Consider the following 15234-nt stretch of genomic DNA (forward strand, 5'->3'; position numbering starts at 1 on the left):
GTGGTAAGGCGGGTTAGAACCCGCCTTACCACTCACGACCCCCGCCTCCTCCCCGGAGCACACCAAATGCCTGAACCGCAGCCCATGGTGCGGATGAGCGGTATCCGCAAGGAGTTCCCCGGCGTCCTCGCCCTCGACGGGGTCGACTTCCGGATGTACCCCGGCGAAGTCCACGCCCTGATGGGCGAGAACGGCGCCGGGAAGTCCACCCTCATCAAGGTGCTGACCGGGGTGTACGGGGTGGACGCGGGCACGATCGAACTGGACGGCGACACCGTCGCCTTCAACGGACCGGGCTCGGCCCAGCAGGCCGGCATCAGCACGGTCTACCAGGAAGTCAACCTCTGCCCGAACCTGTCCGTGGCCGAGAACGTCTGCCTCGGCCGTGAACCCCGCCGCTTCGGCCGCATCCAATGGGGCCCGATGCGGAAGCGGGCCGAGGAGCTGCTGGCCCGGCTGGACGTCCACGTGGACGTCTCGGCCGAGCTGTCCACCTGCTCCATCGCGGTGCAGCAGCTGGTCGCGATCGCCCGCGCGCTCGACGTCGACGCGCGGGTGCTCGTGCTCGACGAACCGACGTCCAGTTTGGACGCCGGTGAAGTCGAACAGCTGCTGACGGTCGTCCGGTCCCTGCGCGAAAGCGGCATGGCGATCCTGTTCGTGTCCCACTTCATCGACCAGGTCTTCGCCATCGCCGACCGGATGACCGTGCTGCGCAACGGAAAGCTGATCGGCGAGTACCGCACCGCGGACATCACGCCGGTCGAACTGGTCACCAGGATGATCGGCAAGGAGCTCCAGGTCCTCGAGGACCTGGAGGACTCCGGCCCGTCCCGGGCCGAGGTCGCCGGCGCACCCGTGCTGCTGTCGGCCGAAGACCTGGGCCGCAAGGGCGGTGTCGCGCCGTTCAGCCTCGACATCCACGCCGGCGAGGTCGTCGGCCTGGCCGGCCTGCTGGGTTCCGGCCGCACCGAACTCGCCCGGCTGCTCTTCGGCGCCGACCACTCCGACAGCGGAACGGTGACCGTCGACGGCGACACCACCTCACTGCGCACGCCGCGCGCCGGGCTCGACCACAAGATCGCGTTCCTCTCGGAGAACCGCAAGGCCGAAGGCCTGGTCGAGGAACTGACCGTCCGCGAGAACATCGTCCTGGCGCTGCAGGCCTCCCGCGGCTGGGCGCGGCCGCTGTCGCGCCGCCGCCAGGACGAGATCGCCGAGAAGTACGTCAAGGCGCTCGACATCCGGCCCGCCAACCCCGAAGCGCTGGTGGGCAACCTCTCCGGCGGCAACCAGCAGAAGGTGCTGCTGGCCCGCTGGCTCATCACCGAACCGCGGCTGCTGATCCTCGACGAGCCCACGCGCGGCATCGACATCGGCGCCAAGACGGAGATCCAGAAACTGGTCACCCAGCTCTCCGGCGACGGGATGGCCGTCGTGTACATCTCCGCCGAACTGGAAGAGGTCCTGCGGCTGAGCCACCGGGTCGTGGTGCTGCGCGACCGGAAGGTCGTGGCGGTCCGGGACAACCAGGGGCTCACCGCGGACGACATCATGGCCACGATGGCCGAGGGGGTGCAGGCGTGAAAGCCCTGACGAAACACCGGCTCTTCTGGCCCGTGGTGGCCCTGCTGGTGCTGCTGGTGGGCGACCTGATCGCGAGCCCGTCGTTCTTCAAGATCGAGCTGCGCGACGGGCACCTCTACGGGAACCTCGTCGACATCCTCAAGAACGGCGCCCCGCTGATCCTCATCGCGATCGGCATGACGCTGGTGATCGCCACCCGCGGCATCGACCTCTCGGTCGGCGCGGTCGTGGCGATCAGCGGCGCCCTCGCCTGCCTGTGGGTCAGCGACAACCCCGACGGGGTCGGCACCACGCTGATCGCGTTCGGCCTGGCGCTGGGGCTGTCCCTGGTGCTCGGGGTGTGGAACGGCTGGCTCGTCGCGGCCCTGGGCATCCAGCCGATCATCGCCACGCTGATCCTCATGGTCGCCGGCCGCGGCATCGCGCAGCTGATCACCGACGGGCAGATCATCACCGTCAACTCCCACTCCTTCGAGTGGATCGGCAGCGGGTTCCTGTTCACCCTGCCCGGCGCGATCTTCATCGCGCTGGGGGTGTTCGTGCTGGCATCGGTGCTCGTCCGCCGGTCGGCGCTCGGGCTGCTGGTCGAAGCGGTCGGCGGCAACCCCGAAGCCAGCCGGCTGGCGGGCCTGCGCTCGGCGCGGCTGACCTGGCTCGTCTACGTCTTCTGCGCCCTGTGCGCGGGCATCGCGGGGCTGATGATCAGCGCCAACGTGCACAGCGCCGACGCCAACCACGCCGGGCTGTTCATCGAGCTCGACGCGATCCTCGCCGTCGTCGTCGGCGGCACCCAGCTGACCGGCGGCCGGTTCTCCCTCGGCGGTTCGGTGATCGGCGCGCTGCTCATCCAGACGCTCACCACCACCGTGTACGCCCTCGGCATCCCGCCCGAGGCGATCATGCTCGTCAAGGCCGTCGTCGTGCTGGCGGTGTGCCTCCTGCAGTCGCCGGCCTTCCGCCGGAAGCTCCGGCGCCGCCGGGCCGCCACGCCGGGACGTCCGGCCACCACGCCCGCTCCCGAGAAGGTGGAGGTCACGGCATGACCACGCTCGCCCGCGTGAAGGGCTACCGGCCGCAGCAGCGGCACGTGCCGATCCTCGCGACGCTGGCGCTGCTGATCGCCGCGTACGTGTTCGGCGCGATCCAGTACGAGGCCTTCGGGTCCGGGCAGGTCGTCCTCGACCTGTTCATCAACAACGCCTTCCTGCTCGTGGTCGCGGTCGGCATGACGTTCGTGATCCTCACCGGTGGCATCGACCTGTCCGTCGGGTCGGTGGTCGCCCTCTCCACCGTCGTCTCCGGCGACCTGATGCAGAAGCACGGCTGGCCGGCGTACGCGGCGATCGCCGTGGTGCTGGTGGTCGGCGCCGTGCTCGGCGCCGGGATGGGCGCGCTGATCCACTTCTTCGAGATCCAGCCGTTCATCGCGACGCTGATCGGGATGTTCTTCGCCCGCGGCCTCTGCTACACGATCACCACCGAGGCGTACTCGATCGACAACGCCACGATCGCCACCCTGGCCCAGACGCAGATCCCGCTCGGCGGCGAGCTGCACATCTCGATCAGCGTGGTGGTCGCCCTGGTGGTCGTCGCCGCGGCGGCGTACGTCCTGGCGTTCACCCGGTTCGGGCGCACGGTGTACTCGATCGGGGGCAACGCGCAGTCCGCGATGCTGATGGGCCTCAAGACCGGCCGCACCAAGATCGCGGTGTACACGATCAGCGGCGTCTGCTCGGCCCTCGGCGGGCTGCTGCTGGTGCTCTACAAGTCTTCCGGCGACCCGCTCAACGGCGTCGGCCTGGAGCTGACGGCGATCGCGGCGGTCGTCATCGGCGGCACCATCCTCACCGGCGGTTCCGGCTACGTCCTGGGCACCGTGCTGGGGATCATGGTGCTCGGCATCATCCAGACCCTGATCACCTTCGACGGCACCCTCAACTCCTGGTGGACCTCGATCATCACCGGGGCCCTGCTGTTCGTCTTCATCGTCCTGCAACGCCTCGTCACCCGACGCACCCGCTGAGCCTCAAGGGAGAGCCATGCTCCGCAGACTGCGGCGGCCCACGGCCGTGCTCGCCGCTCTGGCGCTGTGCGCCGCCGTTCCCCTCGCGGCGGCGCCGGCCGCCGCGGCCGGCACCGACCCGGCCCTGGCGGGGCACTGGACGTTCGACGACGGCAGCGGGACGACCGCCGCCGACACCGCGGGCAGCCACCCGGCGACCTTGACCGGCGGCGTCGGCTGGGGCCCGGGCATCCGCGGTGGCGCCCTGACCACCGACGGGTCCACCGGCTTCGCGGACGCGGGGGCGCCCGTGCTCGACACCACCAAGAGCTTCTCGGTGAGCAGCTGGGTCAAGCTCGACAAGACGTCCGGCTACCAGACGTTCGTCAGTGCCGACGGCACTCAGGTGAGCAACTTCTTCCTGCAGTTCCGCGACGACTCCCGGCGGTTCGCCTTCACCCGGCTGGCCGGGGACGCGCCGACCGACGGTGTGGTGGCGGGCGCGAACTTCGACCCGGTCGCCGGCCAGTGGTACCAGCTGACCGGCGTGTACGACGCGAGCGCGTCGACGCTGTCCCTCTACGTCGACGGCACCCGGCAGACCACCGTCGCCGCGCCCACGGCGTGGGCGGGCGCCGGGCACCTGGTGATCGGCCGCGGCAAGTACGGCGGCAACCCGGTGGACTTCGTGGACGGCACGATCGACGACGTCCGCGCCTACTCGGGCGCGCTGACCGCGGCCGACGCCGCTCGCCTGGCCATCGCCGGGCACTGGGGCCTCGACGAGGGCACCGGCACCGCCACGGCGGACGATTCGCTCGACGCCCGCACCGCCACCCTGACCGGGGGTGCCGCGTGGGGTGACGGCGTCGTCGGCCCGCACGGCGTCGCGCTGAACGGCACCGACGCCGCGGTCGACGTCCCCGGTCCCGTCGTGGACACCGCGCAGAGCTTCTCGGTCTCGGCGTGGGTCAAGCCCACCGCGGCCGGCGGCTTCCGGACGGCGGTGAGCGTCGACGGTTCGTCGATCAGTGGCTTCTACCTGCAGCGCGCCGCCGACGGCCGGTTCGCCTTCACGCGCCGCGCGGGCGACGGGGACACCGCTTCATCCTCAGCGGTGTCGACGTTGCCCGCGCAGGCCGACCAGTGGCAGCACGTGGCCGGCGTCTACAACCGGGCGGCCGGCACGCTTTCCCTGTACGTCAACGGAACCTTCCAGCAGAGCGTCCCGTTCACGACGCCGTGGACCGCTTCCGGGCACCTGGAGATCGGGCGCGGCAAGTGGGCGGGTGCCGCCGCCGACTGGTTCGCCGGCGGCATCGACGACGTCCGCGCGTACCCGACGCCGCTGACCGCCTCCGCCGTCGCCGCGCTGGCCGCGAGCGGCTCGTGGCACTTCGACGAAGGCAGCGGCACCCTCGCCCGCGATGCCTCGGCGAACGCGGCCGACGGCACGCTGCGCGGCGCCACCTGGACCGCCGGGGCGGCCGGGAAGGCCGTCCAGTTCGACGGCAAGTCCACTGTGGACATGGGAAGCTCGCCCGCGTTCGACACCGGCACCGGCTCGCTGTCCTTGGCCGCGTGGTTCCGCACCACCGCGGGCGGCACCCTGGTCGACCACGGCGACGGCTACGCGCTCGGCGTCACCGGCGGCAAGCTCACCGCCCGCGTCGGCACCATCCAGGTGACCACGAACGGCAGCGGCCTCGCCGACGGCAACTGGCACCACGCCGCCCTAGTCCTGGACCGCGCTTCGCAGCGGCTCACCGTCTACGCCGACGGGGACGCCTCCGCGGTCACGAGCACCTGCGGGACGCCCACCGGCACGACCCTCGACGTCTCCGCCTGCCCGGCCTCGGGCACCGCGGCGGCCCCGTTCACCGTCGGCGCCGGCTTCACCGGCGCCGTCGACGAGGTCGAGCTGCGCCGCTTCCCGCTCACCGCGGCCCAGATCGGGACCCTCGCCGGGGCCAACCAGCTGGCCGTCGACGCCAACGTCGTGCGCGCCAACACCCGGCCGACGACGTACGGCTCCATCCTCGAAGACATCAGCCACTCGGTCGAAGGCGGCCTCTACGCCGAGCTCGTCCGCAACCGCACCTTCAAGGAGGGCTACCAGCCCGGCAGCGGCGCGGGCAACACGCCGGTGCCGTACTGGTCGCTGCTCACCTCGGCGGGCGCGACCGGGACGTACTCGGTCGACACCGCGAACCCGCTGAACACCGCGCTCGACCGCTCGCTCGAGCTGCACGCCGACACCGTCCCCGCCGCGGGCCGGCTGGCCGCCGCCAACGTCGGCTTCTACGGCGTCGCCGCCAAGCCGGCCACCAAGTACACCGGCAGCTTCTTCGCTCGCGGAACGTGGACCGGCGCGGTCCGCGTCAGCCTGGAGAAGCCGGACGGCACGGTCTTGGCGAGCAAGGACGTCCAGCCGGTCGGGGCCGCGTGGACGCAGCAGACGTTCAGCTTCACCACGCCGTCGACGATCACCGCCTCCACCGACAACCGGATCGTCGTGTCCCTGGTCAACAAGGGGAAGAAGGTCCTGAGCGGGGACGCCTGGTTCCAGCAGGTGTCGCTGTTCCCGCCGACCTTCAAGAACCGGCCCAACGGTGTCCGCGCCGACCTCGGGCAGAAGCTCGCGGCGATGAAGCTCGGCCTGTTCCGCGTCCCCGGCGGCAACTACCTCGAAGGCAACACGCTCGACACCCGCTTCGAGTGGAAGAAGACCATCGGCAAGCTCGAAGAGCGGCCCGGCCACCAGAACACCGCGTGGGGGTACTGGTCCACCGACGGCTTCGGCATCCTCGACTACCTCAAGCTCGCCGAGGACATCGGTGCCCAGCCGCTGCTGGCCCTGTTCGCCGGGTACACCCTGAACGGCCAGCACGTCAGCCAGGCCGATTACCCGGCCTACGTCCAGGAAGCCCTCGACGAGATCGAGTACGCCATCGGCGACAGCTCGACCACGTGGGGCGCCAAGCGGATCGCCGACGGGCACCCGGCGCCGTTCGACCTGCACTACGTCGAGGTCGGCAACGAGGACTGGTTCGACACCTCGGGCAGCTACGCCTGGCGCTTCACGGACATGAACAACGCGATCAAGGCGAAGTACCCGCAGCTGACCGTCATCGCCACCACCGGCGGCCTGCAGGGCGGAGCGGCGTCGACCACGCCGGGGGTGCGGCCGGACGCCGCGGACGACCACTACTACCAGTCGCCGCAGTGGTTCACCGACAACTCGACCCGCTACGACACCGCCGACCGCAGCGGCCCGGACATCCTGGTCGGCGAGTACGGCGCCCAGGACGGCCGGCCCACCGGCACCCTGGCCGCCGCCATCGGCGAGGCCGCGTTCCTGACCGGGCTCGAACGCAACAGCGACGTCGTCATCGGCTCGATGTACGCGCCGGTGCTGGTGCAGGAGAACCAGTCCAACTGGCCGGTCAACCTGATCGGGTTCGACGCCGGGACGAGCTACGCCTCGCCGTCGTACTGGGTGCAGCAGATGTTCTCCAGCACGCTGGGCAAGCAGATCGTCACCAGCCGCCTCAACCAGGGCAGCCCCCTGCGGCAGGTGGTCAACGTGACCACGAAGAGCGGAAGGAAGACCTTCACGGTCAAACTCGTCAACCCGACTTCGCAGGTGCAGACCGCCCGGCTGTCGCTCACCGGCGTCACCGCCGTCGACGGCACCGGCACCCTCACCACGCTCACCGGCGACCCGGCGGGGCGCAACAGCCTCGCCGCGCCGGCCGCCATCGTGCCGCAGACCAGGGAGATCACCGGCCTGGCCGCGACGTCGAAACTGACGCTGCCGGCCAACTCGGTGACGACGCTGGTCCTCACCGGCCGCTAAGACCCCGGGACGCGGCGCGTTCACCGCCGCCCGCGCCGCGTCCCGGTCACCAACCAGGAGGGAAGACACCGTGGGAGAACCACTCACCGTCGGCGTCGACTTCGGCACCCTGTCCGGCCGCGCGGTGGTCGTGCGCGTGGCCGACGGGGCCGAACTCGGCTCCGGCGTCTTCGAGTACCCGCACGGGGTGCTCGACGAGACGCTGCCCGCCACGGGCCGCGCGCTGCCGCCGGAATGGGCGCTGCAGGTCCCGGCGGACTACGTAGGAGTGCTCCGCAACGCCGTACCGGCGGCGCTGCGGGACGCCGGCGTCGACGTGGCGGACGTCGTCGGGATCGCCACCGACTTCACCGCGTGCACGATGGTGCCGACGACGGCGGACGGCACGCCGCTGTGCGAGCTGCCCGAGTTCGAAGGCAACCCGCACGCGTACGTGAAGCTCTGGAAGCACCACTCGGCGCAGCCGCAGGCGGTGCGGATCAACGAGCTGGCCCGTACCCGCGGCGAGAAGTGGCTCCCGCGCTACGGCGGCCTGATCTCCTCGGAGTGGGAGTTCGCCAAGGGCCTCGAGCTGTTCGAAGAGGCCCCCGACGTCTACGCCGCGATGCGGCACTGGGTGGAGGCGGCCGACTGGATCGTCTGGCAGCTCACCGGCGGCTACGTCCGCAACGCCTGCACCGCCGGCTACAAGGGGATCCTGCAGGACGGCCAGTACCCGAGCCGCGACTTCCTCCGCGAGCTCGCCCCCGGCTTCGAGGACTTCGTGACCGACAAGCTGGAGCACCCGCTGGGCCAGCTGGGGTCGCGCGCGGGTTCGCTGACCGCGGAGGCCGCGGCCTGGACCGGGCTGCCCGAGGGCATCGCGGTCGCCGTGGGCAACGTCGACGCGCACGTCACCGCCCCCGCCGCCCAGGCCGTCGAGCCCGGGCAGATGGTGGCGATCATGGGCACCTCGACCTGCCACGTGATGAACGGCGCCGAGCTGCACGAGGTCCCCGGCATGTGCGGGGTCGTCGAAGGCGGCATCGTGCCCGGGCTGTGGGGGTACGAAGCCGGCCAGAGCGGTGTCGGCGACATCTTCGGCTGGTTCGTCGAGCACTTCGCCGACGCCTCGCACGAGGAGCTCACCCGGCTCGCCGCCCAGCAGGAGATCGGCGAGCACGGCCTGATCGCGCTGGACTGGCACAGCGGCAACCGGTCGGTGCTGGTGGACCACGAGCTCTCCGGCGTGATCGTCGGGCAGACGCTCGCCACCCGCGCCCAGGACGTCTACCGCGCGCTGCTGGAGGCCACCGCCTTCGGCACCCGGAAGATCATCGAGACGTTCGACGCCGCCGGTGTCCCGGTCACCGAGCTGATCATCGCGGGCGGGCTGGCGAAGAACGCGCTGCTCATGCAGATCTACGCCGACGTCACCAACCTCCCGCTGTCGGTGATCGGCTCGGCGCAGGGACCCGCGCTCGGGTCGGCCATCCACGCGGCCGTGGCCGCCGGGGCCCACGCGGACATCCGCGCGGCCGCCGCGGCGATGGGCTCGGTCGAGCGCGCGGTGTACCGGCCGGTGCCCGCGCACGTCACGGCCTACGACGAGCTGTACGCCGAGTACACCGAGCTGCACGACTACTTCGGCCGCGGCGGCAACGATGTCATGCACCGGCTGGCCGCCCGCAAGCGTGCCGTCGCGAAAGGACAGTCCTGATGTCGCTGACCGGTGAAGTGCTCGACACCGTCGCCGAGCTGAAGGAGACGGTGGCGAAGCTGCACGGCGAGCTGACCCGCAACGAGCTGGTCATCTGGACCGCGGGCAACGTCTCGGCCCGGGTCCCGGGGCGGGACCTGCTGGTCATCAAGCCCTCGGGGGTCTCCTACGACACCCTGTCCGCGGACACCATGGTGGTCACCGACCTGCACGGCGAACTCGTGGAAGGGGACCTCGCGCCGTCGTCCGACACGGCCGCGCACGCCTACGTCTACCGGCACATGCCGGAGATCGGCGGCGTCGTGCACACCCACTCGACCTACGCCACGGCGTGGGCGGCCCGCGGCGAACCGATCCCGTGCGTGCTGACGATGATCGCCGACGAGTTCGGCGGGGAGATCCCGGTCGGGCCGTTCGCCCTGATCGGCGACGACTCCATCGGCCGCGGCATCGTCGAAACGCTTCGCTCGAGCCGCTCGCCCGCGGTGCTGATGCGCAACCACGGCCCGTTCACGGTCGGCCGCACCGCGCGCGACGCGGTCAAGGCCGCGGTGATGGTCGAGGACGTGGCCCGCACCGTCCACAAGGCCTTCGAGCTCGGCACGCCCGAACCCCTCCCGCCCGAAGACGTCGACCGGCTCTACGCCCGGTACCAGAACGTCTACGGCCAGCACTGACTTCCCAAGGAGAACGATGACTTCGGCATCGAAACCCCAGCTCTGGTTCCTCACCGGGAGCCAGGCCCTCTACGGCGAGGAGACCCTCGAGCAGGTCGCCGGCCAGTCGCTGCGCATCCAGCAGCTGCTCACCGCCTCCGGCGCGCTCCCGGCCGAGATCGTCGGCAAGCCGGTGCTGACCGAGGCTTCCTCGATCCGCCGCGTGCTGCAGGAGGCCAACGCCGACGCCGCCTGCGTCGGCGTGATCGCCTGGATGCACACCTTCTCGCCCGCGAAGATGTGGATCACCGGCCTGGACGCGCTGCGCAAGCCGCTGCTGCACCTGCACACGCAGCTCAACGAGGCGCTCCCGTGGTCCACCATCGACATGGACTTCATGAACCTCAACCAGGCCGCGCACGGCGACCGGGAGTTCGGGTTCATCCAGACCCGCCTCGGCGTGCCGCGCAAGACCGTCGCCGGGCACGTGTCCGACCCGGCCGTCGTCGCCCGGATCGACGCGTGGGCGCGGGCCGCGATCGGCGCCGACCACCTGCGGAACCTGCGGCTCGCCCGGTTCGGCGACAACATGCGCGACGTCGCGGTCACCGAAGGCGACAAGGTCGAGGCGGAGCTGCGGTTCGGCGTCTCGGTCAACACCTACGGCGTCAACGACCTGGTGGAACTGGTCGACCAGGTGTCCGAAAAGGACACAGTGGACGCGCTGGTGCGGCAGTACGCCGAGGATTACAACGTTGTCGCGGACCTGGCGGCCGGGGGAGCGCGGCACGAGTCGCTGCGGTACGCGGCGAAGATCGAAGCCGGGATGCGGAAGTTCCTCGCCGACGGTGGCTTCGGCGCGTTCACCACGAACTTCGAGGACCTCGGCGGGCTGCGGCAGCTGCCCGGCCTCGCGGTGCAGCGGCTGATGGCCGACGGCTACGGGTTCGGCGGCGAGGGCGACTGGAAGACCTCGGCGCTGCTCGCCGCGGTCAAGGCGATGGGCGTCGGCAAGTCCGCCGGCACGTCGTTCATGGAGGACTACACCTACCACTTCGGACCGGGCAAGCCGAAGATCCTCGGCGCGCACATGCTCGAAGTCTGCCCGAGCATCGCCGCCGCCAAGCCGTCGTGCGAGATCCACGCGCTGGGCATCGGCAACCGGGAGGACCCGGTCCGGCTCGTGTTCGACGCCGCGCCCGGCCCCGGTGTGGTGCTGGGCCTGGTCGACCTCGGCGACCGGTTCCGGCTGGTGGCCAACGAAATCGACGTCGTCGCGCCGGACGAGCCGCTGCCGAACCTGCCGGTCGCCCGGGCGGTCTGGGAGCCGGCGCCGTCGCTGGCGACGTCCGCGGAGTCGTGGATCACCGCGGGCGGTCCGCACCACACGGTGCTCACCCAGGCCGTGGGTACCGAGACCCTGCGCGACTTCGCGAATCTGCTGGGAGTAGAACTGCTCGTCATCGATCACGACACGACGCCGCACGACTTCGCCGACCGGATCCGCTGGAACCAGGCCTACCACCGGCTCGCCCAGGGTTTCTGAACACCGAGCTTCTGAGAAAGGAAGAAGGAACGATGAAGTTCACCAGAGGAATCGCGGCGCTCGCCGCCGCGGGGCTCGCGCTCACGCTGTCGGCGTGCGGCTCGAGCCAGAAGACCGCGGACCAGACGGCCGCACCCGGCGCCGGCGCCAGTGCCGAGGGCAGCCTGGTCGGCGTCACCATGCCGACGAAGTCGTCGGAGCGGTGGATCCACGACGGCGACAACATCAAGGCCGCCCTGGAGAAGCTCGGCTACAAGGTCGACCTGCAGTACGCCGAGAACGACATCCCGACCCAGGTGAACCAGATCGAGAACCAGATCACCAAGGGCGCGAAGCTCCTGGTCATCGCCTCGATCGACGGCACCGCCATCACCACCCAGCTGCAGGAAGCGGCCGACAAGAAGATCCCGGTCATCGCCTACGACCGGCTGATCCGCAACTCGCCGAACGTCGACTACTACGCCACCTTCGACAACTTCAAGGTCGGCGTCGAGCAGGCGAACTCGCTGGTCAAGGGCCTGGGTGACGGTGCCGGTCCGTTCAACGTCGAGCTGTTCGCCGGTTCCCCGGACGACAACAACGCGACGTTCTTCTTCAACGGCGCGATGTCGGTCCTCAAGCCCCTGATGGACAGCGGCAAGCTGGTCGTCAAGAGCGGCCAGACCGACTTCGCCCGCGCGGCCATCCTCCGTTGGGACCCGGCCACCGCGCAGCGCCGCATGGAGGACCTGCTCACCAAGACCTACACCGGTGGCGCGAAGGTCCAGGGCGTGCTCTCGCCGTACGACGGCCTGTCGATCGGCATCCTGTCGGCGCTGAAGAGCAACGGCTACGGCACCGCCGGCCAGCCGTACCCGATCGTCACCGGGCAGGACGCCGAGGTCGCCTCGGTCAAGTCCATCATCGCCGGTGAGCAGTACTCGACGATCTTCAAGGACACCCGCAAGCTCGCCGACACCACCGTCAAGATGGCCGACGCCGTGCTGAAGGGCCAGAAGCCCGAGGTCAACAACACCAAGGACTACGACAACGGCAAGAAGGTCGTCCCGTCCTACCTGCTGCAGCCGGTCACCGTGGACAAGACGAACTACCAGAAGGAACTCGTCGACTCGGGCTACTACACGGCAGGTCAGCTGAAATGACCGAACTGCTCGGCATGCGCGGGATCACCAAGACCTTCCCCGGGGTCAAGGCGCTGTCGGACGTCAACCTTTCCGTGCGCCGCGGGGAGATCCACGCGATCTGCGGGGAGAACGGCGCCGGGAAGTCCACCCTGATGAAGGTGCTCTCGGGCGTCTACCCCCACGGGTCGTACGACGGCGAGATCACCTTCGACGGGCAGCGGTGCGAGTTCGGGTCGGTGCGCGACAGCGAACGGCGCGGGATCGTGATCATCCACCAGGAACTCGCGCTGTGCGGTCAGTTGTCGATCGCGGAGAACATCTTCCTCGGCAACGAACAGCAGAAGCGGGGCTGGATCGACTGGAACCGCACCAACCACGAGGCCGGCGCGCTGCTCAAGCGCGTCGGCCTCGCCGAAAACGCCACGCGGGCGGTGCAGGAACTCGGGGTCGGCAAGCAGCAGCTCGTCGAGATCGCGAAGGCGCTGTCCAAAGAGGTCAAGCTGCTGATCCTCGACGAGCCCACCGCGGCGCTCAACGACGACGATTCGGCCCACCTGCTCGAGCTGCTGCGCGGGCTGCGGGACGAGGGCGTCACGTGCGTGATCATCTCGCACAAGCTCGGCGAGGTGACGGCGATCGCCGATACCGTCACGATCCTGCGTGACGGCAAGACGATCGAGACGCTCGAAGCGGCGGGGCTGACCGAAGAGCGCATCATCACCGGGATGGTCGGCCGCGACCTCGAGCACCGGTTCCCGCCGCGGGAGCCGGAGATCGGGGAAGAGGTGCTGCGGATCGAGGACTGGACGGTGCACAGCCCGACCCAGGCCGGGCGGGTCGTCGTCGACCACGCGTCGCTCTCGCTGCGGCGCGGGGAAATCGTCGGCCTGGCCGGGCTGATGGGCGCGGGCCGCACCGAACTCGCGATGAGCGTGTTCGGCCGGTCGTGGGGCAAGGACATCTCCGGCCGCATCTACAAGCGCGGCGAGGAGATCGAGGTCCGGTCGGTGCAGGAGGCCGTCCGCCACGGCATCGCCTACGCCACCGAGGACCGGAAGCGGTACGGGCTCAACCTGATCGAGGACATCCAGCGCAACGTGTCCGCGGCCGGGCTGGGCAAGCTGGCCAAGCGTGGCTGGGTCAACGAGCACGCCGAGCACGACACCGCCAACCGGTACCGCCGCGACCTGCGGATCAAGGCACCGAGCGTGCAGAGCGTCACCGGGAAGCTCTCCGGCGGCAACCAGCAGAAGGTCGTGCTCGCCAAGTGGATCTTCACCGATCCGGACGTGCTGATCCTGGACGAACCGACCCGCGGCATCGACGTGGGCGCGAAGTTCGAGATCTACACGATCATCAACGAGCTGGCCGCCCAGGGGAAGGCCGTCCTGGTCATCTCCTCCGAGCTGCCGGAGCTGCTCGGGCTCTGCGACCGGATCTACGCGCTGTCGGCGGGGCGGATCACCGGCGAGACCAAGCGCGAAGAAGCCACCCAGGAACTGCTGATGCAGTACATGACTAAGGAACGGGAATGACCACGACCGAAGCGCGGCCTGCCGTGCCCCCGGTTGAGCGCTCCAAGCGGAGGATCTCGATCAACCCGCGCCAGAGCGGCATCTACGTCGCGTTCGCGCTGATCGTGGTGCTGTTCGAGGTGCTCACCGGTGGCGCGCTGCTGGAGCCGCAGAACATCTCCAACATCATCGTGCAGAACAGCTACGTGCTGATCCTCGCGATCGGGATGATCCTGGTGATCATCTCCGGGCACATCGACCTGTCCGCCGGGTCGGTGGTCGCGATGACCGGCGCGGTGTCGGCGGTGCTGATGGTGAACTCGCACGTGCCGTGGTTCTGGGCCGTGCTGATCACCCTCGTCGTCGGCGCGGCGATCGGCGCGTGGCAGGGGTACTGGGTCGCCTACTTCGGCATCCCGGCGTTCATCGTGACGCTCGCCGGCATGCTGGCGTTCCGGGCCTTGACCCTGACGGTGCTGGGCAACCAGGGCATCGGCCCGTTCCCGGACGCGATCCGCACGCTGTCGAACGGCTTCACCGACGGCTACCTCGGCAACATCGGCCTCGGCCCGCTCGGCGGCGCCGACCTGGTGTCGCTGCTCGCGGGGGTGGCCGCGGTGGCCGGGATCGTGTTCACCCAGTGGCGCAAGCGGATGGGGCGGCTGGGCTACGGCCAGGACGTCGATCCCTTCCCGGTGTTCGTGCTCAAGCTGGTCGGGATCGCGGCGCTGGTGCTCGCGCTGGTCGTGCAGCTGGCCCGGTTCAAGAACCTGCCGTGGGTGCTGATGCTCCTGGCGGCGCTGGTGCTCGGCTACTCGCTGGTGGCCGGCAAGTCGGTGTTCGGCCGGCACATCTACGCCGTGGGCGGCAACCTGCAGGCCGCGACGCTCTCGGGCGTCAAGGTCAAGCAGGTGACGTTCTGGATCTTCGTCAACATGGGCGTCCTGGCGGCCCTGGCGGGGATCATCTTCGCGGGCCGGCTCAACCAGGCCGGCCCGACGGCGGGCATCAACTTCGAGCTGGACGCGATCGCGGCGGCCTTCATCGGCGGCGCGGCGGTCCAGGGCGGCGTCGGCAAGGTGGTCGGCGCGATCACCGGCGGCCTGATCATGGCGGTGATCAACAACGGCATGTCCCTGATCGGCGCCCCGAGCGAGCGCGTGATGCTGGTCAAGGGCGTCGTCCTGCTGGCGGCGGTGGCCTACGACATCTGGACCAAGCGCCGCGCGGCTTCCTGACGCGCATGG

Annotated in this window: 10 protein-coding genes; all 10 read left to right on the forward strand. The window is 70.1% G+C overall.

The window, feature by feature from the left end; translation table 11 throughout:
- Nucleotides 1–84 precede the first annotated feature (84 nt).
- The 10 genes from ACWEF6_RS29815 (at nt 85) to mmsB (ending at nt 15225) form a co-directional block, all read left to right on the forward strand.
- Nucleotides 85–1587, forward strand: coding sequence for a sugar ABC transporter ATP-binding protein (locus ACWEF6_RS29815; protein WP_449686007.1), 1503 nt, complete (start codon nt 85–87; stop codon nt 1585–1587).
- Nucleotides 1584–2630: an ABC transporter permease gene (locus ACWEF6_RS29820; protein ID WP_449685971.1), complete on the forward strand. Its 1047-nt coding sequence runs from the start codon at nt 1584–1586 to the stop codon at nt 2628–2630. Before ACWEF6_RS29815 ends, ACWEF6_RS29820 begins: the two co-directional genes overlap by 4 nt.
- Entirely contained in the window at nt 2627–3610 is a 984-nt protein-coding gene (gene yjfF / locus ACWEF6_RS29825; protein ID WP_310976243.1) for a galactofuranose ABC transporter, permease protein YjfF, read from the forward strand. Before ACWEF6_RS29820 ends, yjfF begins: the two co-directional genes overlap by 4 nt.
- A gap of 16 nt (nt 3611–3626) precedes the next feature.
- On the forward strand, nt 3627–7448 hold the full coding sequence (locus ACWEF6_RS29830) for a LamG-like jellyroll fold domain-containing protein (RefSeq protein WP_449685972.1): 3822 nt from the start codon (nt 3627–3629) through the stop codon (nt 7446–7448).
- Between the two features lie 70 nt (nt 7449–7518).
- Complete coding sequence (araB, locus tag ACWEF6_RS29835; protein ID WP_449685973.1) at nt 7519–9147, forward strand: ribulokinase; 1629 nt, start codon at nt 7519–7521, stop codon at nt 9145–9147.
- The gene (locus tag ACWEF6_RS29840) at nt 9147–9824 is read left to right on the forward strand and encodes an L-ribulose-5-phosphate 4-epimerase (protein ID WP_449685974.1); all 678 of its coding nucleotides are present in this window, start codon (nt 9147–9149) and stop codon (nt 9822–9824) included. The genes araB and ACWEF6_RS29840 overlap by 1 nt, the downstream gene beginning before the upstream one ends.
- Nucleotides 9825–9840: 16 nt before the next feature.
- A complete protein-coding gene (gene araA / locus ACWEF6_RS29845; RefSeq protein ID WP_449685975.1) occupies nt 9841–11349 on the forward strand; it encodes an L-arabinose isomerase in 1509 nt (502 codons plus the stop codon).
- A gap of 32 nt (nt 11350–11381) precedes the next feature.
- Entirely contained in the window at nt 11382–12491 is a 1110-nt protein-coding gene (chvE, locus tag ACWEF6_RS29850; RefSeq protein WP_449685976.1) for a multiple monosaccharide ABC transporter substrate-binding protein, read from the forward strand.
- Nucleotides 12488–14008, forward strand: a complete 1521-nt coding sequence (mmsA, locus tag ACWEF6_RS29855; protein ID WP_449685977.1) for a multiple monosaccharide ABC transporter ATP-binding protein — start codon at nt 12488–12490, stop codon at nt 14006–14008. Before chvE ends, mmsA begins: the two co-directional genes overlap by 4 nt.
- Complete coding sequence (gene mmsB / locus ACWEF6_RS29860; RefSeq protein WP_449685978.1) at nt 14005–15225, forward strand: multiple monosaccharide ABC transporter permease; 1221 nt, start codon at nt 14005–14007, stop codon at nt 15223–15225. Before mmsA ends, mmsB begins: the two co-directional genes overlap by 4 nt.
- The last annotated feature ends 9 nt before the right edge of the window (nt 15226–15234 follow it).

The organism is Amycolatopsis sp. NPDC004772 (assembly GCF_053601215.1).

Bases quoted from the DNA above. Each gene is read 5' to 3' on its own strand.
- ACWEF6_RS29815 (WP_449686007.1), top strand. From the start codon at position 85: ATGGTGCGGATGAGCGGTATCCGCAAGGAGTTCCCCGGCGTCCTCGCC.
- yjfF (WP_310976243.1), top strand. From the start codon at position 2,627: ATGACCACGCTCGCCCGCGTGAAGGGCTACCGGCCGCAGCAGCGGCAC.
- ACWEF6_RS29830 (WP_449685972.1), top strand. From the start codon at position 3,627: ATGCTCCGCAGACTGCGGCGGCCCACGGCCGTGCTCGCCGCTCTGGCG.
- ACWEF6_RS29840 (WP_449685974.1), top strand. From the start codon at position 9,147: ATGTCGCTGACCGGTGAAGTGCTCGACACCGTCGCCGAGCTGAAGGAG.
- araA (WP_449685975.1), top strand. From the start codon at position 9,841: ATGACTTCGGCATCGAAACCCCAGCTCTGGTTCCTCACCGGGAGCCAG.
- chvE (WP_449685976.1), top strand. From the start codon at position 11,382: ATGAAGTTCACCAGAGGAATCGCGGCGCTCGCCGCCGCGGGGCTCGCG.
- mmsA (WP_449685977.1), top strand. From the start codon at position 12,488: ATGACCGAACTGCTCGGCATGCGCGGGATCACCAAGACCTTCCCCGGG.
- mmsB (WP_449685978.1), top strand. From the start codon at position 14,005: ATGACCACGACCGAAGCGCGGCCTGCCGTGCCCCCGGTTGAGCGCTCC.